This is a genomic window from Rhodococcus sp. 15-725-2-2b (assembly GCF_002259075.1).
Taxonomy (GTDB): Bacteria; Actinomycetota; Actinomycetes; order Mycobacteriales; family Mycobacteriaceae; genus Rhodococcoides.
Map to the genome: position 1 here is coordinate 427648 of NZ_NPFL01000017.1, position 24480 is coordinate 452127.

Sequence of the window (24480 nt, forward strand, 5' to 3'; positions counted from 1 at the left end):
AACTGAGGGTGCGATGTCGAATCTGCCGACAGAGCTCGAACGAGTACACATGGTGGGCATCGGTGGTGCCGGAATGTCCGGCATCGCGCGGATCCTGCTGGCGCGCGGGGGACAGGTGTCGGGTTCGGATGCCAAGGAATCGCGCGGCGTGCTCGCACTGCGCGCACGCGGTGCCCAGGTCCGCATCGGTCACGACGCCGGTGCCCTTGACATGATCGAGGGCGGACCCACCGTGGTGGTGACGACCCACGCCGCGATTCCCAAGACCAATCCCGAACTCGTCGAAGCGCGTGAACGCGGAATCCCGGTGGTGTTGCGGCCGGCCGTGCTGTCCTCGCTCATGCAGGGATACCGCACGTTGTTGGTCTCGGGAACGCACGGAAAGACGTCGACGACCTCGATGCTGGTGGTCGCGCTCCAGCACTGCGGGTTCGATCCGTCGTTCGCCGTCGGGGGAGAGCTGAACGAGGCCGGCACCAACGCCCATCACGGCAGCGGCGACGTGTTCGTGGCCGAGGCGGACGAGAGCGACGGCTCGCTGCTGCAGTACAGCGCCGACGTCATCATCGTGACCAACATCGAGGCCGATCATCTGGACCACTTCGGCACCACCGAGGCCTACGTTCAGGTGTTCGACGACTTCGCTGCGCTCCTGGGTCCCGGCGGTGTACTCGTGGCGTGCATGGACGACCCGGGTTCGGCGGCGCTCGCTCGACGTGTGGTCGAGCGCGACCTTCCGGGCGTGAAGGTGTTGGGTTACGGGTCCTCGGATGTCGACGCCGGTCCCGTCGAGATGGCCGTTCGACTGCTGGCATGGGAGCCCGAGGACATCGGCGGCGTCGCGCAGTTGCAGATCGCAGGCGAGGACGCGGCCCGCACCGTACGGCTCGGCGTCCCCGGCCGGCACACCGCACTCAACGCGCTGGCGGCGTTCGTCGCGGCGCGTCAGGTCGGTGCCGGAGTCGAGGAACTGCTGGCCGGACTCACCGGTTTCGGCGGCGTGCATCGGCGCTTCCAGTTCACCGGACGTGAGCACGGCGTGCGCGTGTTCGACGATTACGCGCACCACCCCACCGAGGTGCGCGCGGTGTTGACGGCCGCGCAGGCTCTCGTTGCAGGCCAGGACCGTTCGGGTCACGAGCAGGGACGGGTGGTGGTGGTGTTCCAGCCGCATCTGTACTCGCGGACCGCGACGTTCGCCGAGGAATTCGGTGCCGCGCTGTCCCTGGCCGACGAGATCGTCGTGCTCGACGTCTACGGCGCACGTGAGGAACCGTTGCCGGGGGTGACGGGGGCACTGGTTGCCGCTTCGGTGACCAAGCCGGTGAACTATCAGCCGGATCTGTCGTTGGTGGCCAAGCAGGTCGCCCATCTGAGTCTGCCCGGCGATGTCGTCATCACGATGGGCGCGGGTGACGTGACCATGCTCGGCGGACCGATTCTCGATGCGCTTCGCTCGAAGACCGATTTCGGTGCTGCGACCGGCCGCGGGGTACCGAAGGATCGGCCGTCGACGTGAGTCGTCGCTCCGATCGAGTCCGTTCTTCGAGGTCGGGAACAGCTGCGGGAGAAGGTGATTCGTCGGCCACGGTTACCGACAAGCAGGCACGCGCGCTGGCGCGCGAGCAGGAGCGCGAACGGGTGAAGCGGTCGCGGCGCAAGGCCTTGGCCATCGCCCTGGCACTGGTGGTCGTCGTGGTGGGATCGGCTGCGCTGGTGTACTTCACACCGCTGTTGTCCGTACGCACCATTGCGGTCGCGGGAGCATCGTCGGTGTCCGAGCAGGAGATCCTCGATCGGCTCGACGTACCCGTCGGCCTTCCGCTGGTTCGGGTGGACACGGCGGCTGCGGCGCAACGGGTGGCCACGATTCCGGCGCTGGCCACGGTCCGTGTGCAACGGAAGTATCCGTCCACTGTGCAGGTGACGGTGGAGGAGCGGGTTCCGGTGGCGTTCTTCGATTCTCCGGACGGCACCCATCTCCTCGATTCGGCCGGGGTCGATTTCGCGATCGCGCCGCCACCGCCCGGGGTGGTGCGTCTGGTGACCGACAACCCGGTGTTCGGTGATCCGGTGACGAAAGATGCACTGGCGGTTCTCGATACGTTGCCACCGCTGCTGCGCGATCAGACAGGAGAGCTGCGGGCGAGCACGTTGTCCGACATCTCCATCCTGCTGCTCGACGGGCGCACCGTGGTGTGGGGCAGCAAGGACGACTCCGAACGCAAGGCCGCGGTGGCCATCGCCCTGCTGTCCCAGCCCGGCCAGATCTTCGACGTGTCGAGTCCGGATCTGCCCACCACCAAATAGTTTCGACGCGTCGACGGGATTTTCTCGCGCGGCGTCGGCGCGCCTAATGGCGATAGTCGTCGGCGATGAATAGCGTTTCGACCAGTTCAGTACTTGACATAACTCTAAGCCTGTGGTTTAGGTTGAGGGTTTTCCACATTTCACGCAACAATCCACGGAAGGCGAGAGCCCATGACGCCCCCGCACAACTACCTCGCCGTAATCAAGGTCGTCGGCATCGGCGGCGGCGGCGTGAACGCGGTCAACCGCATGATCGAACAGGGACTCAAGGGAGTCGAGTTCATCGCGGTCAACACCGACGCTCAGGCCTTGCTGATGAGTGACGCAGACGTCAAGCTCGACGTCGGTCGCGAACTGACCCGCGGACTCGGCGCTGGTGCCGATCCCGAGGTGGGCCGCCGCGCAGCGGACGACCACAAGGACGAGATCGAAGAGGTGCTCAAGGGTGCCGACATGGTGTTCGTCACCGCAGGCGAGGGCGGTGGAACCGGTACCGGTGGCGCTCCCGTCGTCGCCAACATCGCTCGCAAGCTCGGTGCGCTGACCGTCGGTGTCGTCACCCGGCCGTTCTCCTTCGAGGGCAAGCGGCGCGGTGGCCAGGCCGACACGGGCATCCAGCAGCTCCGTGAGTCCTGCGACACGCTCATCGTCATCCCCAACGATCGACTGCTCCAGCTCGGCGACGCCGCAGTCAGCCTCATGGACGCGTTCCGTAGCGCCGACGAGGTACTGCTCAACGGCGTCCAGGGCATCACCGACCTGATCACCACTCCCGGTCTGATCAACGTCGACTTCGCGGACGTCAAGGGCGTGATGTCCGGCGCGGGCAGTGCATTGATGGGCATCGGATCCTCACGCGGCGAGGGTCGAGCCATCAAGGCGGCCGAATCGGCGATCAACTCGCCGCTGCTCGAAGCCTCGATGGAAGGCGCTCGCGGAGTGCTGCTCTCGATCGCCGGTGGATCCGACCTGGGTCTGTTCGAGATCAACGAGGCTGCCTCGCTGGTGCAGGAAGCCGCGCACATCGACGCCAACATCATCTTCGGCACCGTGATCGACGACTCGCTCGGTGACGAGGTCCGCGTGACCGTCATCGCCGCAGGCTTCGACGGCGGAACCCCGACGCGGCGTCCGGTGGAAGCGGCCGCCTCCACACGCGGTCCGATCGGATCGGCTCGCTCGGGCGAGGTGTCGTCGCGGTCGAGCGACAGTTCGGACGGTGCGGTGTTCCGCGACCCGGTCGGCGCTCCGAGCGGTAGCAGTCTGCCGCCACTGAACTCGTCGAGTTCGTCCAATCGTGAATCGTCGAGCCGCGAATCCGCAGCCGGTTACGGCCGTGACTCGGCCGGCCAGGGCCGCGAGTCCGTCGGTTCCGGCCGTCGCGTGCCCATCGCCGAGGACGAGGGCGAAGACGACGTCGATGTGCCGTCCTTCATGCGGCGGTGAGTGACACCTCATCCCCAGGTCCGTTTCGGGTCCGACGCGTCTCGACGACGCGAGCGGGTGGCGTCTCGGCACCGCCGTTCGACACGTTCAACCTCGGTGACCACGTCGGTGACGACCCCGCTGCGGTGGAGGCCAACCGTCGACGCCTCGGCGATCGATTGGGCATGGGGCTCGGACGGCTCGTCTTCATGGAGCAGGTCCACGGACGTACCGTCACGGTGGTCGACGGTCCGGTGACCGAGCCGCTACCGATGACCGATGCGTTGGTGACGACGCACCGCGATCTCGGCTTGGTGGTGTTGACTGCCGACTGCGTGCCGGTGCTGCTCTCCGACGAGGAGGCCGGAGTGATCGCCGCCGTGCATGCCGGACGGGTCGGAGCCCGCATCGGCATCGTTCCGCGCGTGTTGGCCGCCATGGTCGAGCTCGGTGCGGTTCCGGCGCGGATCGGCGCGTTTCTGGGTCCGGCCGCGAGCGGTCGCCAGTACGAGGTGCCCGCGTCCATGCGAGCGGACGTCGACAAGCACCTGCCCGGCAGCGCGACGACAACCGTCCGCCACACGCCCGGGCTCGACATTCCCGCCGGTATCCGGGCTCAACTGCTCGCCGCGGGCGTGTCCGCGGTGGCCCAGGATCCGCGCTGCACCATCGAGGACCGGACGTTGTTCAGTCACCGGCGCGAAGGATCGACCGGCCGAATTGCCAGCGTCGTCTGGATGGACAGCACATCCCCAGGTGATCGGCCCGAATCGGCCGATCGGTGAACGGGCAGGGAAGGTTGTCATGAGCGAACTCAGCGGCACTGCGTCGGGTACTGGCAGGGCGCAGGAGATCGAGACGGCGTTGACGTCGGTACGCGAGCGGTTGCATCGCGCGTGTGTCGACGCGGGCCGGTCGCCTGCCGATGTGGCTCTGCTCCCGGTGACGAAGTTCTTCCCTGCGTCGGATGTGCGGATCCTGTACGACCTCGGATGCCGCGATTTCGGAGAGTCGCGGGAGCAGGACGCGTCTCCCAAGGTCGCCGAGACGGCCGACGACTTCAGTGGCGATCCACCGCGGTGGCACATGATCGGACACCTGCAGCGAAACAAGGCCAAGTCGGTCGCCGCGTGGGCGCACTCCATCCATTCCGTGGACAGTGCGCGGTTGGTGACTGCGCTGTCGAAGGCGACAACGGCGGCACTGGACGAGGGTGTGCGCCGGACCGAACTCGACGTGATCGTCCAGGTCAGTCTCGACGGGGACGTGCATCGCGGAGGCGTCGAACGCGACGAACTGCACGCGCTCGCCGATGCGGTGGCCGACGCGTCCGGGTTGCGGTTGGCGGGGTTGATGGCGGTGCCGCCGCTCGACGCCGATCCGGACGCCGCATTCGCCGACCTCGAGAGTCTGCATCGTCGACTGTCGGCCGATCATCCCGGAGCGCTCGAGCTGTCCGCGGGCATGACCGGAGACCTGGAAGCTGCTGTGCGCCACGGATCGACGTGCGTGCGTGTCGGTACCGCAATACTCGGCGCGCGGCCGATAGCCTCGCAATAACAGTCCATGGATCACATCAGTCACAACAGACACTTGCGAACCTGGAGATGGACAGTAGACACACCGCCACGGAAGGCAGAACGATGAGCACCCTGCACAAGTTCAAGGCGTACTTCGGCATGGTTCCGCTCGCCGACTACGAGGACGACTACCTCGACGATCCGGACACGCGACGCAGCTCCCGTGGTGGTCGCGACAGCTACGACGACATCGACGAGCGTGAGTTCGTGAAGCCGTCCTTCGGTGGATCGCGGCATGCGCAGGTCGAGGACGACTACGACGATTACGAGGCACCCCGTCCGGCGGCAACGCTGGCACCGATCGGTGGACGAGGCCGTGGCGCGGCACCGACCACGCGAGGTGCGGCAACCAGAGGAGCGCTCGCCATGGACACTCGGATGGATGTGCGGGCGGAGACCCGACGCAGCCCGATCGTCGACGACGGCGGCCCCCTCTCGAAGATCACCACGCTCCGACCGCGTGATTACAGCGAGGCTCGCACCATCGGTGAGCGCTTCCGCGACGGCACTCCGGTCATCATGGACCTGGTCGAGATGAGCAACGCGGACGCCAAGCGCCTGGTCGATTTCGCTGCCGGGCTCGCCTTCGCTCTGCGCGGTTCGTTCGACAAGGTAGCGACGAAGGTCTTCCTGCTCTCGCCGGCCGACGTCGACGTCTCACCGCAGGAGCGCAGGCGGATCGCCGAGACCGGTTTCTACAGCCAGCAGTGAGACATTTGCTGTTCGGAGCGGTAGTTCAGGGCTGTGACCAGCGCGCTTTGCTCAGCCCGGCGAAGTCAGGCAGAGTATAGCCGTGATCGTGTTCACGGTGATCAACATCGTATTGTTTCTTTTTTGGCTCCTTCTCATCGGTCGAATCATCGTCGAGTTCATCAGGACTTTCGCGAGAGATTGGCAACCGACCGGGTTGGTCGTCATCGTGCTCGAGGCGATCTTCACCGTCACCGACCCGCCGGTGAAGTTCCTCCGGAAGATAATTCCGCCGCTCAACCTCGGTGGAGTGCGACTGGACCTGTCCATCATGGTCCTGCTGTTCGTGGTCTTCATCGCGTGGAATGTGACCAGTGGTCTCGCGGCCTGAGGCCGCAGATGAAATGTTAGAACGCGGGACCCAGCGCATGCTGCGTGTCCTGTGTGACAGAATGGACGCCAGTTACAGTTTGATTGTTCTGCACTCGCGCGGAATGGCATATAACTGAATGCTTGCTCTACCGCCCCAAGACGCGTGAAGGGATCCTTCCATGCCGCTGACTCCAGCTGATGTGCACAATGTCGCGTTCAGCAAGCCGCCCATCGGTAAGCGCGGTTACAACGAAGACGAGGTCGACGCTTTTCTCGACCTCGTCGAGCAAGAGTTGTCGCGACTGATCGAAGAGAACGCCGACCTACGCCAGCGGGTCGGTGAGCTCGATCAGGAGCTTGCGGACGCCAAGAGCGCTGCGCGGCAGAGCCCGCAACCGGCTCAGGCCGCGGCACCGAAGGCCGAGCCGCAGCGCCCGGTGGATCCCCCCAAGCCACCGCCCGTGGTGCAGCAGCCCGCGCCGGTCGCGCCCGTTGCAGCAGCTCCGCAGCAGAGCGGCGACTCCAACATGCAGGCCGCCAAGATTCTCGGCCTCGCGCAGGAGATGGCCGATCGTCTCACCGGTGACGCCAAGTCGGAGTCCGAGCAGCTGCTCGGCAATGCGCGCACCAACGCCGAGCGTCTGGTGTCGGATGCACGGACCCGTTCCGAGTCGATGATGGCCGAGGCTCGCCAGAAGTCCGAGTCGCTGTTGTCCGACGCGCAGACCCGGTCCGAGACCCAGCTGCGTCAGGCCAAGGAGAAGGCCGACGCACTGCAGGCCGACGCCGAGCGCAAGCACACCGAGATCATGGCGACGATCAACCAGCAGCGTTCGGTGCTGGAAGGTCGAATCGAGCAGCTCAAGACGTTCGAGCGCGAGTACCGCGTGCGGCTCAAGTCCTACCTCGAATCGCAGCTCGAAGAGCTCGAGAACCGTTCCTCGGCGCTGCCGGTGGACAACGGGCAGGACAATTTCAACCAGGACAATCAGTCCTCGGGGTACAGCCAGTCGTACGCCAAGGGCAACTGACGCACCACCGACCTCCGACGCTGTCGATCGTGGACAGCGTCGGATCAGGTTGTCGCGTCGAGTGGTGAGCGAGGAATCGGTGTGTTGGTCCTGACTCTCGGCGCGGCTGCGATCGGTTTCGGCTTTCTGGTTCTCGCCCTGATGACGGGATCCGTCGTCTGGGCCTGGGCGTGCATCGCCGTCTGCATCGTGGGTGCTGTTCTACTTCTGGTCGGCGCGCTCACGGGCCGACGACCGCCCCCCGAGCTCGACAGGTAGCATCACGATTCGCAGGTGTCAGATTCACAGGTGTCAGATTCAACGGCGTCGATCCGGCCATCACCGGGGAGCTTTCGGAAGAACGACGGCGGTACGAAGCACCCAGGTGCTTGGGAACGGTGTTCAGTAGAACCGAACGGGTGAGCCCGTCACAGCTCGTCTGGAGTGGCGCACTCCGACGATACGGTCGTCGAGAGCGTGCAAGCGGGGTGGTACCGCGGTATCGGGCGTACGAATCGCCCGGATGTCGTCCCCGTGCCAACTTTGCGTCGCGTCTGAGACGTGGCCGGCACGGAGGAGACTTGACATGACAGATGCAACCGAACGTCCGAACTCGGGGTCCTACCCGTTGGTGGACCTCGCCGAGGGCCGCTCGGGCAGCGTCCCGTTCCCGGATCTCGAGCGCATCGTTCTGCACGAGTGGGCCGAGGACGGCACCTTTCGTGCCAGCATCGACAATCGAGCAGGTGCGGACGAGTTCGTCTTCTACGACGGCCCTCCCTTCGCGAACGGCCTGCCGCACTACGGTCACCTGCTCACCGGCTACGTCAAGGACCTCGTCCCGCGATTCCAGACGATGCGGGGCAAGAAGGTCGAGCGTCGCTTCGGGTGGGATTGCCACGGTCTGCCCGCAGAGCTCGAAGCGGAGAAGCAGCTCGGCATCAAGGACAAGTCCGAGATCGACGAAATGGGCCTGGCGAAGTTCAACGCCTACTGCAAGCAGTCGGTACTCCAGTACACCGACGAGTGGCGGGACTACGTCACCCGGCAGGCGCGATGGGTCGACTTCGACAACGACTACAAGACCCTCGACGTCGACTTCATGGAGTCGGTCATGTGGGCGTTCAAGACGCTGCACGACAAGGGCCTGATCTACCAGGGATACCGGGTGCTGCCGTACAGCTGGTACGAGCAGACACCGCTGTCCAATCAGGAGACCCGCCTGGACGACGCCTACAAGATGCGTCAGGATCCCGCGGTCACCGTCACGATGCCGTTGACGGCTCCCGGCTCGCCCCTGGACGGTGCGAACGCGCTGATCTGGACCACCACGCCCTGGACCCTTCCGTCGAACTTGGCGATCGCGGTGCACCCGGAGGTGCAGTACCTGCAGGTGCGAGGCGCGGACGGTGAGCGTTACGTGCTTGCCGCTGCACGTCTTTCGCACTACGCGAAGGAACTGGGGGAGGAGCCGGAGGTGCTCTCGGAGCACACCGGTGCCGAGTTGGTCGGGCTGTCCTACACACCTCCCTACGATTTCTTTCTCGGCCACGAGAACTCGCACCGTGTGCTCGAGGCCGACTACGTCACCACCGATTCGGGCACCGGAATCGTCCACCTCGCACCGGCTTTCGGTGAGGAGGACATGGACGTCGCCACCGCGAACGGTATCGAGGTGGTGCAACCGCTCGACGCGGGCGGAAAGTTCACCTCGCTGGTGCCGCCGTACGAGGGTCTGATGGTGTTCGACGCCAACCCGGTGATCATCAAGGATCTCAAGGCCTCGGGTCGGTTGCTGCGGCACGAGACCATCGAGCACTCGTACCCGCACAGCTGGCGCAGTGGTCAGCCCCTGATCTACATGGCGGTGCCGTCGTGGTTCGTCGCGGTCACCAAGTTCCGTGATCGGATGGTCGAGCTGAACCAGGAGATCACCTGGGTTCCCGAGCACATCAAGGACGGCCAGTTCGGCAAGTGGCTCGAAGGTGCACGCGACTGGAACATCAGCCGAAACCGCTACTGGGGCAGCCCGATCCCGGCGTGGACCTCCGACGACCCGGCCTACCCGCGTCTGGACGTGTACGGCAGCCTGGACGAGCTCGAGCGTGATTTCGGCGTGCGACCGACCGATCTGCACCGCCCGTACATCGACGAGTTGACCCGGCCCAACCCGGACGATCCGACCGGCAAGTCGACGATGCGTCGCGTCCCCGAGGTGTTGGACTGCTGGTTCGAGTCGGGCTCGATGCCGTACGCGCAGGTCCATTTCCCGTTCGAGAACGAGGAGTGGTTCTCCACACACAACCCGGGCGATTTCATCGTCGAGTACAACGGCCAGACGCGAGGCTGGTTCTACACCCTGCACGTACTGGCGACCGCGCTGTTCGATCGCCCGGCGTTCAAGACCGTTGCCGCACACGGCATCGTGCTCGGTGACGACGGACTGAAGATGAGCAAGTCCAAGGGTAACTACCCCGACGTCAAGGAGGTCTTCGACCGCGACGGCTCCGACGCCATGCGGTGGTTCCTGATGTCCTCACCGATCCTGCGTGGCGGCAACCTCATCGTCACCGAGCAGGGTATTCGCGAAGGCGTTCGCCAGGCATTGCTGCCGATCTGGAATGCGTGGAGCTTCCTGCAGCTCTACGCGTCGAAGCCCGGGCAGTGGCGAACCGATTCGCCGAACGTGCTCGATCGCTACGTGTTGGCCAAGCTGTCGGCCACCCGCGACGCGATCACCGATGCGCTCGAGGGCAACGACATCGCCGGTGCCTGCGACGAGCTGCGCACGTTCTGCGATGCACTGACCAATTGGTATGTGCGCCGGTCGCGTTCGCGGTTCTGGAGCGAGGACGCCGACGCCATCGACACCCTGCACACCGTGCTCGAGGTGCTCACTCGCATCGCCGCCCCGCTGTTGCCGCTGATCAGCGAGGTGGTGTGGCGTGGACTGACCGGTGGCCGCTCGGTGCACCTGACCGACTGGCCCGAGGCAGGCGAACTGCCGTCGGATCCCGAACTCGTCGAGAGCATGGACGAGGTCCGCACCGTGTGCTCCACGGTGCTGGGTCTGCGCAAGGCCCAGAATCTGCGCGTGCGGTTGCCGCTGCCCGAGGTGACGGTCGCAGCCGCCGATGCGGAGCGGCTGCGTCCGTTCGTCGACATCATCTCCGACGAGGTCAACGTGAAGAAGGTCGATCTCACCGAGGACGTCGCCGTACACGGAAAGTTCGAGCTCGTTGTCAATGCCCGTGCCGCGGGCCCGCGTATCGGCAAGGACGTCCAGACGGTCATCAAGGCCGTCAAGGCAGGTGATTGGTCGGAGGACGCCGACGGAGTCGTCAGCGCGGCAGGCATCGCGTTGCTACCGGAGGAGTACACGCGCAAACTCGTTGCCGCCGAGCCCGAATCGACGGCACCGTTGCCAGGAAACGCCGGACTGGTCGTGCTCGATTCCGCCGTCACCGAGGAGCTCGAGGCGGAGGGCTGGGCCAAGGACCGCATCCGTGAACTCCAGGACGCCCGTCGCAATCACGGATTCGACGTCTCGGATCGAATCGACATCGTCATCGACGTCCCCGAACATCGGCAGGCGTGGCTCGACACTCATCGTGATCTGATCGCGGGCGAGGTGCTCGCGCTCTCGCTGGTCGACGGACACGTGGGGGACGATGGCAGCGATCTCGGCGAGGGAGTGCGAGCAGCGATCACCAAGTCGTCGTGATCGACGGCGACGTCTCGGTCGACGCCGTTCGTGAGCTTCTCGCCGAAGCTCACGGCGGCGTCGTGGCCATCGTCGCCGCGGGCCACCCGGTTCTGCGGTCGAGGGCCGTGCCGTACGCCGGGCAGCTCGACTCCGAGACTTTCGGGGAGTTGATCGAGGTGATGCGCGCAACCATGCACGACGCGCCCGGTGTCGGTCTGGCTGCCCCGCAGATCGGTATTCCGTTGCAGATCGCGGTGATCGAGGATCTGTACGAGGTGGGAGCGGACGTCGCCCGCGTCCGAGAGCGCACGCCGCTTCCGTTCCGGGTACTGATCAATCCGCGGTACACCCCGGTCGGGCCGCGGACGGCGGACTTCTACGAGGGATGTCTCAGTGTTCCCGGCTACCAGGCGGTCGTCACCCGAGCGGCGGAAGTCCGGCTCGAATGCACCGACGAGACCGGGCGCGCGATCGACGAGGTGGTCAGCGGCTGGCCGGCGAGGATCGTGGCCCACGAGACCGATCACCTCCACGGCACTCTGTACTTCGATACCGCCCACACTCGATCGCTGACCACCAACGAGACGTACGGCGAACTGTGGTCGGATCCCACACCCGAACGCGCCGCGCACGCTCTCGGATTCGCCACCGACGACCGTCGTTGACGACCGTGCCCGATACCGCCGACCACACCCTGCGGAGTCGTCGATGGGTGCTGCATCTGGACATGGACGCGTTCTTCGCCTCCGCCGAACAGTTGACGCGACCCACGTTGCGGGGCCGCCCGGTTCTCGTCGGTGGCGCGGGCGGGCGGGGAGTGGTGGCCGGTTGCAGCTACCAGGCCCGCGCGTTCGGAGCGCGCTCGGCCATGCCGATGCATCAGGCTCGCCGACTGGTGGGGGCCGGGGCCGTGGTGTTGCCGCCGCGGTTCGTTCTCTACTCGGAGCTGAGCCGACGCGCCTTCGAGGCGCTGCGGGGACCCATGCCCGTCCTCGAGCAACTCTCGATCGACGAGGCGTTCGGTGAGCCGCTCGAACTGGCCGGGGCGACGGTTCGCGAGGTGGAGCAGTTCTGCGCCGGCCTGCGCGCACTGATTCTCGCCGAGACCGGGCTGGTCGCCTCGATCGGTGCCGGATCCGGAAAACAGATCGCCAAGATCGCGTCGGGACTGGCCAAGCCCGACGGCATCACCGTCGTCGCTCCGGGAATCCAGGCCGAGCTGATGGCGGCTCTTCCGGTGCGGAAGCTGTGGGGGATCGGACCGGTGGCGGGAGAGCGTTTGCGGCGCTTGGGCATCGACACCATCGGCAAGTTCGTGGCCACGCCCGAGTCCGAGGTGGCGTCGATCCTCGGGGCGACGATGGGACCGAGCCTGCATCAGCTCGCACGCGGAATCGACAATCGAGTCGTGGCCGAGCGTGCCGAGGCCAAACAGGTCAGCGCCGAGACGACGTTCGCCCAGGACCTGATCTCTCTCGCGCAGCTTCGCCCGGCCATCGAGTCCATCGTCGACTCGACGCATCGCCGATTGCTGAAGGACGGTCGGGGTGCCAGGACGGTGGTACTCAAACTACGCAAGTCCGACATGAGCATCATCACTCGATCGGCCACGTTGCCGTACGCCACGGTGGACAAGCAGACCATCGTGGCAACGGCGCAGCGACTTGCCGTCGATCCGGTCGATGTCGGTCCGATCAGGCTGGTCGGGGTCGGATTGGCCGGGCTGTCGGCCGTTCGGCAGGGATCGCTGTTTCCCGAACTGGAGTACGAGCCGGTCGCCGATGCGACCGAAGAGTCGCCCGCCCCGATCGAGGCCGCCGCCGATGTCGTCGTCCCGGAAGGCCCTCGGTGGCAGCCGGGTATGGATGTGCGGCATCCCGACTTCGGCCACGGCTGGGTGCAGGGGGCCGGTCACTCGGTGGTGACCGTCAGATTCGAGACTCGCACCACCGGGCCGGGAATCGCGCGTACCTTCGCGGAATCGGACGAGAACCTGGTCGTCGCCGACGTTCTCGACAGCCTCGAGTGAGTTGTGGCCTGGCTGAGGAAACTCTGTGAGGTTTCACAGGTATGCCGATCGCGTTGTGACTCGGGCGTGTCGAGCTGACATAGTGGACCAGGTCCGAGACGACCCCATTCCAGACGACCGACGAGTCACAGAACGATCGAGATGTGACTCAGAGTGAAAAGGACAAGCACTTGAAGCTTCGCAACACCCGACGGGCAATGGTTGCCGGCATCGCCATCGCCGCAGCGCTCACCATGACCGCCTGCAGCTCGGAAGGCGGTGACGAGCCGACCGCGACCACGACGGCTGTCACCACCTCTGCGGTTGCCGCTCCCGACGCCGGTGCGTACCCCCCGGTTCCGACCGTCGAAGAGCTGAACGCCGAGCTCGCCCGCGGGCTCGATCCCAACGTTCCGGTCGAGGAGAAGGCCGCCCTGATCCAGGGTGCATCCGCCGATCCGGATCTGATCAACCAGGTCGCCGCCGCTGCAGTGGCCAACAACGCCCAGATCGAGATCACCAGCATCGACGATCTCGGCACCGGCGTTCTCAATGCCGGCATCACGATCACGCTCAACGGCCAGGCCAACCCCGGCACCTTCCAGTTCGTCCCCGAGGACGGCGTGTGGAAGCTCTCCAAGGAGAACGCCTGCGGCATCGTCTCGCTCGCTCAGCTGACCAGCCCGGCGTGCCCCGCACCCTGAGTCCTGCCGATCGTCTCTGACCGACAGTAGAACTGCCGGTGACATGTCCCCTCGGGGATGTGTCACCGGCAGTTTTTCGTGGGACGACCGCCCGGTTCACATGCTCGGTGTCACCGATCGAATGCGCTCGACGGCCGCCTCGGCGACAGCGGTGACCGTATCGGGTTCCAGGCCACTCCGATCGGAGACGACGATCTGGACGACCGTCGAATCGACCACGGCCACCACCACGTCGGAGATCAAGGTGAACCCTTCACTGCTGGTGGTCAGGCGTACCGAGGCCGATGCGTCACCGACCGACGACTGCTCCCGGCCTGCCAGCACGTAGTCGACGCTCACCCCGTCCGCATCCGTACCACTGAACGTCGTGCACCCTGCCCACGCCTGCTGAATCGCCGTGAACGCCTCGGCCGTGCCCGTATCGGAGTAGCTCGCCGCATCCTCGTCGATCGACGAGAAGTTCGGTCCCGAGAAGCGGGCGACTGCGGTAGACGTCGCCCCGCCCCGCTGCTCCGAGATCGGAGCCAGGACAGCGGCGCATTCGGCCGGGTCGGTACCGGACCTGTCGGGGGAGTCGTACTCGGGAGCCGGGTCGAGCCCCAGATCCTGGACCGGGTCGGGGATCGAGGAGAACCCGTCCGGGAGGTCGCCGAGACCCAACATCGCCGCGGCCAGGACGCCGGAGTCGGTGATGGGGGTGCCGAGCAGAGGATCGGGCGCGGGGACGGAGCTGGGTGCGGCTGCAGGGCTCGGGGCAGGCTCGTCTGCACCGCACCCGGCCGCGGCGACGCCGACCAGCGCCAGCGCCGCCAGCAGCTGCGTCGTGGTCCGCGCCGTCATCGGGCAGCCCAGCCGATGGAGTCTCCGACGGTCTGGCGCAGCACCGTCGTGCTGTCGGGATCGGTGTACATCTGCTCACCACCTGCAGTGATCGACCCGCCGACGGGGAGTGGACGGGTCAGATCGATCTCCAGCGTTCCCGAGCCGGTGAAGGTGTACGTCGCGATGTTCAGCGTGCCGGCGTTGTCCGGCAGGTTCCATGTCGACGATTCGGGCGTCTGGGTGATCGCGACGTCCAGGGTCGCTCGGTCACCGTCGAGCGCCCGCAGCGTGACAGTGCTGCGCTGGTTCAACGTGATGCCGCTCAGTACCTGCTGATCGACCGTCCATACCGCGCCCACTCCCACCTCTGCGTCGGGGAAGTCGACGGAGCGGTACACCGCGGCGTTCAACGACCGTTCGATCGCCGCGCGGGCGGTATCGAGCGCGGCGTCGGCGGGGGTGATGTGCAGTGCGGTGATCGCTCCGGAGTCGGTGCTCGCCAGCCGCGCCGTCGAGCCCTCGGAGGCGGCGAGTGCGTCGGTCAGTCCCTCGTCGGGTGACGTCGCAGCTCCGATGGTGAGCTCGACGGATCTGGTCGCGCCGGTAGCAGCGTCGTCGTCCGGCACGGTCTCGGACGTCGACGCGGACAGGGGCACGGTCAGATCGGGACTCGAGAAGTCCTGCGGAGCACCGTTGTCGATCTGCTGCGACACGGTGGATGTGGTGGTCAGGTCCACGGTCTGCTCGTCGGAGTCGGAGGTGTCGAAAGCCAGCACGCGCCGTGGCTCGGCACCGGGGTCGACGACCGTCGTGTTCGTCGGTGTCACGGCGATCGTCACCTCGTTCGAGGACGCGGCCTGATCGGGAGCTGGATCGGTGTCGGCGTCGGTGCTCGAACATCCGGCGACGAGTGCCACTGCACAGCAGGCAGCGAGAAAACCGGAGCGGACGGTGCGGTTTCGATCGGTCGTCTTCACGCGCACCAGGCTACTGACACCGCCCGCGGTGACCGGTGGTGCGCGGCACGGATGAGGACCCACCGCCGTCCATACGCCATGATGGACAGGTGAGTGAAGACCGCGCCGACGATCCGCCAGCCGAGACGAGTAGTGTTCCGGCACCGAACGAGACCGCGGACTCGCAGGTGACCGAAGCCGACAGCGCCGAGATTGGACTTTCGAAGCCGCTCAAGACGCGGTTGCTGATCGTGATCGCGGCCGTGATTCTTCTCTTCGATCTCGTGACCAAGATTCTGGTCGTGCACTACGTCGAGCCCGGCAACCCGATCGAGATCGTCGGAGACGTCGTGACGCTGCGGCTGGTACGCAACCCCGGTGCGGCGTTCTCGATGGCCACCGGAATGACCTGGTTGCTCACGGTCGTGGCCGTCGCGGTCGTCATCGGAGTGATCAAGATCGGTCGGACGCTGCGATCGGCGTGGTGGGCACTGGGATTGGGTCTCGTTCTCGGCGGCGCACTCGGCAACCTGATCGACCGCTTCTTCCGTGCACCCGGCCCGTTCCAGGGACACGTCGTCGACTTCGTGTCGGTGGGCTGGTGGCCGGTGTTCAACGTGGCCGACTCGTCCATCGTCTGTGGTGCCATCCTGCTCGTCGTCCTGAGCCTGTTCGGGTTCGAGCCGAACGGTGAACGAGCCGGCAAGTCGAGTTCCGACGCCGCAGGCGAGGCCGACAAGTGAGGGAATCGCGCTCGATGCCCGTCCCCGACGGCCTGGACGGAATGCGGGTGGACGCCGGTCTGGCTCGGCTGCTCGGGCTTTCGCGTACCGTCGCCGCGACCCTCGCCGAGGAGGGCTCGGTTCTGGTCGATCACGGTGCCGTCGGCAAGTCCGACCGGCTGGCCGCCGGTTCGTGGCTCGAGGTGACGCTGCCCGAGCCCGCCCGTGAGTTGACGATCGAGGCGGAGCCGGTCGAGGGGATGGAAATCCTGTACGCCGACGACGACATCGTGGCCGTGGACAAGCCGGTCGGGGTCGCTGCACACGCCAGTGTCGGCTGGACCGGCCCCACCGTCATCGGTGGTCTCGCGGCCGCCGGATTCCGTATCTCGACCTCCGGTGCGCACGAGCGGCAGGGCATCGTCCATCGCCTCGACGTCGGCACGTCCGGGGTCATGGTGGTCGCCACGTCCGAGCGGGCGTACACCGTGCTCAAGCGGGCGTTCAAGGCGCGGACCATCGACAAGCGCTACCACGCACTGGTGCAGGGCCACCCGGATCCGAGCAGTGGAACGATCGATGCCCCGATCGGTCGACACGGCAGCAACGACTGGAAGTTCGCCGTCCGAGCCGACGGCAAGCCCAGCGTCACCCACTACGACACGGTCGAGGCGTTCCAGGCCGCGAGCTTGCTGGACGTGCACCTGGAAACCGGTCGTACGCACCAGATCAGGGTGCACTTCTCGGCGCTGCGGCATCCGTGCTGCGGCGATCTGACCTACGGAGCCGATCCACGGCTGGCCGAACGGTTGGGCCTGGAACGGCAGTGGCTGCACGCTCGCTCGCTCGGCTTCGCGCATCCGTCCGACGGCCGCTGGGTCGAGATCGAGAGCAAGTATCCGGCCGACCTCGAGCACGCACTCGAGGTGCTTCGGAAGGCGTGATGCGCAGCAGGGGAGTCTCCGGAGTGCTCGGCGGCGTCGTTGTCGCGGCACTCGTGATCGGGGCGCTCGCCGTGATCGGGCACCTGAATCCGGTACGACAGTCGATCGTGAGTACCGACCGCCTCGGCCCGGACAGTGGCGAGCAGGTGGCCGAGTACCTGGCCCGCGCCGAGGAGAGTCTGCGCAGCGACACCACCGAACCTCGATGGGGCTCGGTGTCGTTCGATCGCGAACTCACCGCCGAACAGGTTCGTACTGTCGCCGACGGCGTCCGTATCTCGCAGGTGTTGGTGCGTGTTCCGCTCGACCGCGTGCAGACTCCGATACTCACCGTGGGTGTACCCGGCAGTGAGCGCTCGGTACTGAATTCGACCGCGCGTGCAGCGAGCCTGGCGGCGGCGTCGTTCGGTGTGGGGGACCGGCAGGCGCAGATCGCCGCAGTGTCGCAGCGACGTCTGCTCGACGGGTGCGCCTGTGTGGTGACAGTGGTGGTGCGCGGGACCCCTGCCGAGCTCACCGAGCTGGCCGGCCGGCCCGATGTGCGAGCGGTGCAAGCTCTTCCGCCGGATGCGGTGTCCGGCAAGTTCGCGGTCGAGCCGCTTCTGCCGGAGTACGTCGACGTCGTCGGGCCGCTTCCCGACGACGGTCTCGTGCCGACCGAATGAGGCGATTTCTCGTCGCATCCGTCACACCCGTCACGTCCTCCCAGGACACACCGGCAGCGTGGAAAATCTGTCGGTTCGACCGCTTACAGTGAGTACGTTCGCGGCTCGTACTGTCGACAACGCACGACCTTCAGGAGAGAACCTTCGTGGCCGATTCGTTCGTTCATCTGCACAACCACACCGAATATTCGATGCTCGACGGTGCCGCCAAGATCGGGGCGATGTTCGCCGAGGCGGCGCGGTTGGAGATGACGGCAGTCGGCATGACCGACCACGGCAACATGTACGGGGCCAGCGAGTTCTACAACGAGGCCAAGAAGGCCGGAATCAAGCCGATCATCGGCATCGAGGCCTACATCGCCCCGGAGTCTCGCTTCAACAAGAAGCGCGTGCTGTGGGGCGACCGCAGCCAGAAGTCCGACGACGTCTCCGGTAGCGGTGCGTACACGCACATGACGATGGTCGCCGAGAACGCCACCGGAGTTCGCAACCTGTTCAAGCTGTCCTCCCTCGCCTCCATCGAAGGGCAGCTGGGCAAGTGGGCCCGGATGGACGAGGAGATCATCGCCTCGCACGCCGAGGGCATCATCGCCACCACCGGCTGCCCGTCGGGGGAGGTGCAGACTCGCCTGCGACTGGGCCAGGATCGTGAGGCGCTGGAGGCTGCCGCGAAGTGGCGCGAGATCTGGGGGCCGGACAACTTCTTCCTGGAGCTGATGGATCACGGTCTGTCCATCGAGCGACGCGTCCGCGAAGGTCTGCTCGACATCGGCAAGAAGCTCTCGATCCCGCCGCTGGCGACCAACGACTGCCACTACGTCACCAAGGACGCCGCCGAGAACCACGAGGCGCTGCTGTGCATCCAGACAGGTAAGACGCTCAGCGACCCCACTCGCTTCAAGTTCGACGGTGACGGCTACTACCTCAAGTCCGCCGCCGAGATGCGCGAGCTCTGGGACGATCAGGTGCCCGGTGCATGCGACAGCACCCTGCTCATCGCCGAGCGGGCGCAGCCCTACGACGAGGTGTGGGCGCACCGCGACCGGATGCCGATCTTCCCCGTGCCCGAGGGACACACGCAGGGAACGTGGTTGCGCCACGAGGTCATGACCGGGCTTGAGCGGCGGTTCCCCGACGGCCCGGGCGAGGACTACCTCGCGCGCGCGGAGTACGAGATCAAGGTCATTCTCGAGATGGGCTTCCCGGCGTACTTCCTCGTCGTCGGCGACCTGATCAACCACGCCAAGGCCGTCGGCATCCGCGTCGGGCCCGGTCGAGGCTCGGCCGCGGGCTCTCTCGTCGCGTACGCGATGGGTATCACCAACATCGATCCATTGCCGCACGGTCTGCTGTTCGAGCGATTCCTCAACCCCGAGCGCGTGTCGATGCCCGATATCGATATCGACTTCGACGATCGTCGCCGCGGTGAGATGGTCCGCTACGCCACCGAGAAGTGGGGCAGCGATCGAGTGGCCCAGGTGATCACGTTCGGCACCATCAAGACCAAGGCCGCCATCAAGGACTCCGCGCGCGTGCAGTTCGGCCAGCCCGGCTTCGGAATCGCCGATCAGATCACCAAGGCACTTCCGCCGCCCATCATGGCCAAGGACATCTCCGTGGCCGGCATCACCGACCCGGCGCACGAGCGCTACAAGGAAGCCGTCGAGGTCAGGGCCCTGATCGACTCCAACCCCGACGTCGCGACCATCTACAAGACGGCCAAGGGGCTCGAGGGCCTGATCCGCAACGCGGGCGTGCACGCCTGCGCGGTCATCATGTCGTCCGAGCCGCTCACCGATGCCATTCCGGTGTGGAAGCGCGCGCAGGACGGCGCGATCATCACCGGCTGGGACTACCCGTCGTGCGAGGCCATCGGTCTGCTCAAGATGGACTTCCTCGGTCTGCGCAACCTCACCGTCATCGGTGACGCCATCGACAACATCAAGGCCAACCGCGGCATCGACATCGACCTCGACGCGCTCCCGCTCGACGATCCGGCGACCTTCGACTTGCTCTCTCGCGGAGACACTCTCGGCGTCTTCCAGCTCGACGGCAGCGCCATGCGCGATCTGCTCCGCCGGATGCAGCCCACCGGCTTCGAGGACATCGTCGCCGTCCTTGCCCTGTATCGGCCGGGTCCGATGGGCATGAACTCGCACAACGATTACGCCGACCGCAAGAACGGTAGGCAAGAGGTCAAGCCGATTCACCCGGAGCTCGAAGAGCCGCTCAAGGTGATTCTCGGCGAGACGTACGGCCTGGTGGTCTACCAGGAGCAGATCATGCAGCTGGCGCAGAAGGTGGCCGGCTACACCCTCGGCCAGGCCGACCTGCTGCGTCGCGCCATGGGCAAGAAGAAGCTCTCCGAGCTGGAGAAGGCCTACGCCGGGTTCCGGCAGGGCATGTTGGACAACGACTTCTCCGAGGCGGCCATCAAGGCGCTGTGGGACACCGTGCTGCCCTTCGCGGGCTACGCGTTCAACAAGTCTCACTCCGCGGGCTACGGCCTGGTGTCGTACTGGACGGCATATCTCAAGGCCAACTACCCGGCCGAGTACATGGCCGGACTGCTCACCAGCGTCGGCGACGACAAGGACAAGGCCGCGATCTACCTCGCCGATTGCCGCAAGCTGGGCATCACGGTGCTGCCACCGGACGTCAACGAATCCGAACTCAACTTCGCGTCGGTGGGCAAGGACATCCGGTTCGGGCTCGGTGCCGTCCGCAACGTCGGTACCAACGTTGTCGCCTCGATCATCAGGGCGCGATCGGAGAAGTCCAAGTACACCGACTTCTCCGACTACCTCGGCAAGATCGATGCGATCGCGTGCAGCAAGAAGGTCACCGAATCCCTCATCAAGGCAGGTGCCTTCGACTCACTCGATCATCCCCGCAAGGGCCTGATGCTCATCCACGCCGACGCCATCGACGCGGTGATGGGCACCAAGAAGGCCGAGGCGATCGGTCAGTTCGACCTGTTCGGCGGCGAGGACGCCGACGAGTCCATCTCCGCCGTGTTCAACGTTCGGGTGCCGGACGAGGAGTGGGAATCCAAGCATCGGCTCGCCCTCGAACGCGAGATGCTCGGCCTGTACGTCTCGGGACACCCGCTGCTGGGCGTCGAGCACATGCTCGCCGCGAAGTCCGACTGCAACATCCCCACCATCCTCGAGGGTGACATCAAGGACGGCACACAGGTCACCGTCGGCGGCATTCTGGCTTCGGTGAATCGTCGGATCAACAAGAACGGCCTGACGTGGGCGTCGGCTCAGCTCGAGGACCTCGCCGGCGGTATCGAGGTGCTGTTCTTCCCGCAGGCGTACTCGGTGTTCGGTGCCGATGTCACCGAGGACTCGGTGGTACTCGTCAAGGGCCGCGTGTCGGTGCGCGACGATCGAATCTCGTTGATCGCCAACGACCTTGCGGTACCCGATCTGTCCGCGATCGGCATCGACAAGCCCCTCGCGGTGAGTCTGCCGACTCGGTTGTGCACGGCGGACAAGGTCGGTGCCCTCAAGCGGGTGCTGTCGAGCCACCCGGGAACCTCGGATGTGCACCTGCGCTTGGTCAGTGGCGACAAGATCACCACGATGAAGCTGGACGACAGTCTGCGCGTCACGCCGACATCGGCGTTGATGGGGGACCTGAAAGCGCTACTCGGCCCGGGCTGCCTGACGGGCTGACGCCGGTCCGGTCGTACCCAGCTCGGTCAGGCGCAGCGTCCACCAGGTGAGTACGGCGACTGCTGCGCCGGCCAGCACTGCTGCGTGCAGGGAGCCGGCAACGACGAGCGTCGCAGTGAACACGATGAACCCGAGTGCGAGGGCCTCGAGCTTGTAGACGGGCCACGCGATGCCCGCCACGTCCGCGGTACGTAGGGCCGGAGCGGGTCGACGGCTCACCTGGGTGCTCGTGTAGGTCATCGCGTTCTCCTCTGGTGCCACCGGCAGGTTCGGGTCTCCGCTGCAGGAAGTTCAGACTATACCCGCAAAAGATTCGGTGGGCCGAACTTGGGGTCCGGACCTGGCAATGTCGACGATCTCGTGGCGTGCCGACGCCTCGAGGTGTTGACTGAAAGCCATGCCATTGACAGGAGAATACGAACCGAGTTCATCCGACTGGGCCCGCAAGCAGGCCGAGCTGTACGAGAACTCCGGCGGAACCGAAGGCACGACGATGAACGGGATGCCGGTGGTGCTGCTGACCACGAAGGGCAACAAGAGCGGAAAGCTGCGCAAGTCACCGCTTATGAAAGTCGAACACGATGGTGAGTACGCCATCGTCGCCTCCCTCGGCGGTGCCCCGAAGCACCCGGTCTGGTACCACAACGTCAAGGCCGAGCCGCTCGTCGAGCTTCAGGACGGTCCGGACAAGCACGACTACATCGCCCGCGAGGTGACCGGCGACGAGAAGGCAGTGTGGTGGGAACGCTCGGTTGCCGCGTACCCCGACTACGCGGAGTACCAAAAGAAGACCGACCGCGAGATACCTGTGCTCGTACTCTCCCGCGTCTGAAACGCCATCGGTCCGGTCGTGGAGCGGTCCCGGATGGGCAACCGTTCCACGCTGGTGGCAGCATGTGCTGGTGTCTTCATCCCCTGAACTCGCCTCCCAGCATTCACCCTCGGTAGCCGTCACCGCTGCCGACATCGATGCCGCTGCGGTGCGTATTTCTTCGGTGGTTGCAGCGACACCCCTGCAGCTGTGCGAACGGCTGTCCGCGGAGACGGGCGCGAAGGTCTACCTCAAGCGCGAGGACCTGCAGATCGTGCGGTCGTACAAGATTCGCGGCGCATACAACCTGATGGACCAGCTGACCGAGGCCGAGCGTGCGGTGGGCGTGGTGACGGCGAGCGCGGGTAACCACGCGCAGGGCGTCGCATTCGCGTGCCGCACGATGCAGGTCCGCGGTCGCATCTACGTTCCGGCCAACACTCCCAAGCAGAAGCGTGACCGCATCCGGGTGCACGGCGGCGAGTTCGTCGACCTCATCGTCATCGGCGACACGTTCGATGCCGCGGCTGCCGCTGCTGCCGAGGATGTCGCTCGTACCGGTGCCACCATGGTGCCTCCGTTCGACGACCCCCGTACCGTCGCCGGCCAGGGCACCATCGCTGCCGAAATAGTCGACCAGCTCGGTGGCGCGCCGGACGTCGTCGTCATGCCCGTCGGCGGCGGCGGATGCATCGCGGGCATCTCGAGCTACCTGCGCGAGCGCGCACCGCAGACCTCGCTGGTGGGCGTCGAGCCGTCCGGTGCCGCATCGATGACCGCCGCACTGATCGCCGGTGGTCCGGTCACGCTCGCCGACATCGATCCGTTCGTCGACGGTGCCGCCGTCCGCCGCATCGGGGACGTGCCGTATGCGGCGCTCCGGTCGTTGGGTGCCACCGTCGTCTCGCACGCGTCGTTGCCATTGCTCACTGCGCCCGTGTTCGACAGTGCGGGTCCCGGTGCGTTCTTGGTCACGCAGATCGACGAGGGTGCGATCTGCACCGCGATGCTGGCTCTGTACCAGAACGAGGGTGTCATCGCCGAGCCCGCGGGCGCACTCGCGGTTGCTGCGCTCGAGCACCTCGACATCGCCCCCGGAAGTACCGTCGTCTGCCTGGTGTCCGGTGGCAACAACGACGTGTCCCGTTACGGCGAGATCCTCGAGCGTTCTCTGGTTCACCTGGGGCTCAAGCACTACTTCCTGGTGGACTTCCCCCAGGAACCCGGTGCGCTTCGCCGATTCCTCGACGAGGTGCTCGGCCCCGAGGACGACATCACGCTGTTCGAGTACGTCAAGCGCAACAACCGCGAGACCGGTGCTGCTCTGGTCGGCATCGAACTCGGGTTCGCGAGCGGATTGAGCCCGCTGCTCGAACGTATGCGGGATTCTCACCTGCACGTCGAGCAGTTGGAGCCGGGTTCACCGGTCTACCGCTACCTGACCTGATCCGGCGCGCCGGGCCTGTCGGCGCGCAGTCACCGGCCGAGAAGGCGATCGACCACCTGTCGGTGCAGGTCGGGGTCGACGCCCGGGAGATCGAGAAGGGCTCCGAGGTAGATGCCGTCACCGACGAGTCGGATGATCTCGGCCTGAACCGGATCGTCGATTTCGGTGCGAAGACCCTCGTCCCACAACCGCATCATCTCGGTGACGGCATCTTGCACCTCGCCGGAATTGCCGTCGACGCTGCGCAACGCGGCCAGGGTCGATCGATACAGGGCGATCTCCTTCTCGGAGATGGAGTCGGGTGGTTGCAGATACCACTCGGCCACCGAGGTGCCGCCTGCTGCGGCGTCGGCGCGCTGCTGATCGGCCTGGGCACCGAGTCGTCGCACCATAGCGGCAATCAGCGCGTCCTTGGTCTTGAAGTGATAGAGCAGCCCGCCCTTGGAGACGCCTGCGGCGGCGGCGACGCTGTCGAGGGTCACTTTGGTCAAGCCGTGTTCGATCAGCATCGCTTCGAGTGCGTCGAGTATCCGGTCGCGAGTGTCCGATGACATGAATGTCACTTTACCGGCTGGACGGTTGGAGGTACGCTCGATCACTGTACCGGCTGGACGGTCGGTACTCG

The 24480-nt window shown here is 65.9% G+C and carries 23 protein-coding genes; 19 read left to right on the forward strand and 4 right to left on the reverse strand.

Annotated features, from left to right (window positions below; all coding sequences use genetic code 11):
• The first annotated feature begins 13 nt into the window (after window positions 1-13).
• The 13 genes from murC to CH306_RS20170 all read left to right on the forward strand — a co-directional run bounded on the left by murC (window position 14) and on the right by CH306_RS20170 (window position 13805).
• The gene (gene murC, locus CH306_RS20115) at window positions 14-1519 is read left to right on the forward strand and encodes a UDP-N-acetylmuramate--L-alanine ligase (protein WP_045194912.1); all 1506 of its coding nucleotides are present in this window, start codon (window positions 14-16) and stop codon (window positions 1517-1519) included.
• Window positions 1516-2310, forward strand: a complete 795-nt coding sequence (locus CH306_RS20120) for a cell division protein FtsQ/DivIB (RefSeq protein WP_256981216.1) — start codon at window positions 1516-1518, stop codon at window positions 2308-2310. The genes murC and CH306_RS20120 overlap by 4 nt, the downstream gene beginning before the upstream one ends.
• Before the next feature lie 171 nt (window positions 2311-2481).
• Window positions 2482-3756 carry a cell division protein FtsZ gene (gene ftsZ, locus CH306_RS20125; protein WP_045194914.1) on the forward strand — a complete coding sequence of 425 codons (1275 nt, stop codon included), beginning with the start codon at window positions 2482-2484 and terminating at the stop codon, window positions 3754-3756.
• Window positions 3753-4520: a peptidoglycan editing factor PgeF gene (pgeF, locus tag CH306_RS20130; protein WP_094647711.1), complete on the forward strand. Its 768-nt coding sequence runs from the start codon at window positions 3753-3755 to the stop codon at window positions 4518-4520. The genes ftsZ and pgeF overlap by 4 nt, the downstream gene beginning before the upstream one ends.
• Before the next feature lie 19 nt (window positions 4521-4539).
• A complete protein-coding gene (locus CH306_RS20135) occupies window positions 4540-5295 on the forward strand; it encodes a YggS family pyridoxal phosphate-dependent enzyme (RefSeq protein WP_094647822.1) in 756 nt (251 codons plus the stop codon).
• 83 nt (window positions 5296-5378) lie between these two features.
• The gene (locus tag CH306_RS20140) at window positions 5379-6026 is read left to right on the forward strand and encodes a cell division protein SepF (RefSeq protein WP_032394380.1); all 648 of its coding nucleotides are present in this window, start codon (window positions 5379-5381) and stop codon (window positions 6024-6026) included.
• Window positions 6027-6108: 82 nt separating this feature from the next.
• A complete protein-coding gene (locus CH306_RS20145; protein ID WP_032394379.1) occupies window positions 6109-6396 on the forward strand; it encodes a YggT family protein in 288 nt (95 codons plus the stop codon).
• 160 nt (window positions 6397-6556) lie between these two features.
• A complete protein-coding gene (gene wag31, locus CH306_RS20150; RefSeq protein ID WP_032394378.1) occupies window positions 6557-7408 on the forward strand; it encodes a DivIVA-like cell division protein Wag31 in 852 nt (283 codons plus the stop codon).
• An 81-nt stretch (window positions 7409-7489) separates the two neighbouring features.
• Window positions 7490-7666: a hypothetical protein gene (locus CH306_RS29155; RefSeq protein WP_032394377.1), complete on the forward strand. Its 177-nt coding sequence runs from the start codon at window positions 7490-7492 to the stop codon at window positions 7664-7666.
• A 307-nt stretch (window positions 7667-7973) separates the two neighbouring features.
• The gene (ileS, locus tag CH306_RS20155) at window positions 7974-11111 is read left to right on the forward strand and encodes an isoleucine--tRNA ligase (protein ID WP_094647713.1); all 3138 of its coding nucleotides are present in this window, start codon (window positions 7974-7976) and stop codon (window positions 11109-11111) included.
• A complete protein-coding gene (locus tag CH306_RS20160) occupies window positions 11108-11758 on the forward strand; it encodes a peptide deformylase (RefSeq protein ID WP_094647715.1) in 651 nt (216 codons plus the stop codon). Before ileS ends, CH306_RS20160 begins: the two co-directional genes overlap by 4 nt.
• A 62-nt stretch (window positions 11759-11820) precedes the next feature.
• Complete coding sequence (locus CH306_RS20165; RefSeq protein ID WP_441347021.1) at window positions 11821-13122, forward strand: DNA polymerase IV; 1302 nt, start codon at window positions 11821-11823, stop codon at window positions 13120-13122.
• A 197-nt stretch (window positions 13123-13319) separates the two neighbouring features.
• Window positions 13320-13805 (forward strand): hypothetical protein, encoded by a 486-nt coding sequence (locus CH306_RS20170; protein WP_176459229.1) that lies wholly within the window; start codon window positions 13320-13322, stop codon window positions 13803-13805.
• A gap of 96 nt (window positions 13806-13901) precedes the next feature.
• On the opposite strand, the gene CH306_RS20175 is transcribed toward CH306_RS20170, so the two are convergent.
• The gene (locus CH306_RS20175) at window positions 13902-14645 is read right to left on the reverse strand and encodes a hypothetical protein (RefSeq protein WP_094647717.1); all 744 of its coding nucleotides are present in this window, start codon (window positions 14643-14645) and stop codon (window positions 13902-13904) included.
• A complete protein-coding gene (locus CH306_RS20180; RefSeq protein WP_256981217.1) occupies window positions 14642-15604 on the reverse strand; it encodes a hypothetical protein in 963 nt (320 codons plus the stop codon). The genes CH306_RS20175 and CH306_RS20180 overlap by 4 nt, the downstream gene beginning before the upstream one ends.
• 89 nt (window positions 15605-15693) lie before the next feature.
• Between CH306_RS20180 and lspA the strand changes: the two genes are divergently transcribed.
• The 4 genes from lspA (at window position 15694) to dnaE (ending at window position 21597) form a co-directional block, all read left to right on the forward strand.
• Window positions 15694-16326 carry a signal peptidase II gene (gene lspA, locus CH306_RS20185; protein ID WP_094647719.1) on the forward strand — a complete coding sequence of 211 codons (633 nt, stop codon included), beginning with the start codon at window positions 15694-15696 and terminating at the stop codon, window positions 16324-16326.
• The gene (locus tag CH306_RS20190; protein WP_032394372.1) at window positions 16323-17249 is read left to right on the forward strand and encodes an RluA family pseudouridine synthase; all 927 of its coding nucleotides are present in this window, start codon (window positions 16323-16325) and stop codon (window positions 17247-17249) included. Before lspA ends, CH306_RS20190 begins: the two co-directional genes overlap by 4 nt.
• Entirely contained in the window at window positions 17249-17914 is a 666-nt protein-coding gene (locus CH306_RS20195; RefSeq protein WP_094647721.1) for a hypothetical protein, read from the forward strand. The genes CH306_RS20190 and CH306_RS20195 overlap by 1 nt, the downstream gene beginning before the upstream one ends.
• A 146-nt stretch (window positions 17915-18060) precedes the next feature.
• Window positions 18061-21597: a DNA polymerase III subunit alpha gene (dnaE, locus tag CH306_RS20200; protein WP_094647723.1), complete on the forward strand. Its 3537-nt coding sequence runs from the start codon at window positions 18061-18063 to the stop codon at window positions 21595-21597.
• Here the strand turns inward: dnaE and CH306_RS20205 are convergent.
• Entirely contained in the window at window positions 21568-21837 is a 270-nt protein-coding gene (locus CH306_RS20205) for a hypothetical protein (protein ID WP_094647725.1), read from the reverse strand. The two genes, dnaE and CH306_RS20205, sit on opposite strands and share 30 nt — an antisense overlap.
• 157 nt (window positions 21838-21994) lie before the next feature.
• Here CH306_RS20205 and CH306_RS20210 point away from each other — a divergent pair, with 157 nt between their 5' ends.
• Both CH306_RS20210 and ilvA read left to right on the forward strand, forming a co-directional pair.
• Window positions 21995-22429 carry a nitroreductase family deazaflavin-dependent oxidoreductase gene (locus tag CH306_RS20210; RefSeq protein WP_032394369.1) on the forward strand — a complete coding sequence of 145 codons (435 nt, stop codon included), beginning with the start codon at window positions 21995-21997 and terminating at the stop codon, window positions 22427-22429.
• A gap of 70 nt (window positions 22430-22499) precedes the next feature.
• Window positions 22500-23855, forward strand: a complete 1356-nt coding sequence (gene ilvA, locus CH306_RS20215; protein ID WP_032394689.1) for a threonine ammonia-lyase IlvA — start codon at window positions 22500-22502, stop codon at window positions 23853-23855.
• Window positions 23856-23884: 29 nt separating this feature from the next.
• On the opposite strand, the gene CH306_RS20220 is transcribed toward ilvA, so the two are convergent.
• Complete coding sequence (locus CH306_RS20220) at window positions 23885-24409, reverse strand: TetR/AcrR family transcriptional regulator (RefSeq protein ID WP_032394688.1); 525 nt, start codon at window positions 24407-24409, stop codon at window positions 23885-23887.
• Between the last annotated feature and the right edge of the window lie 71 nt (window positions 24410-24480).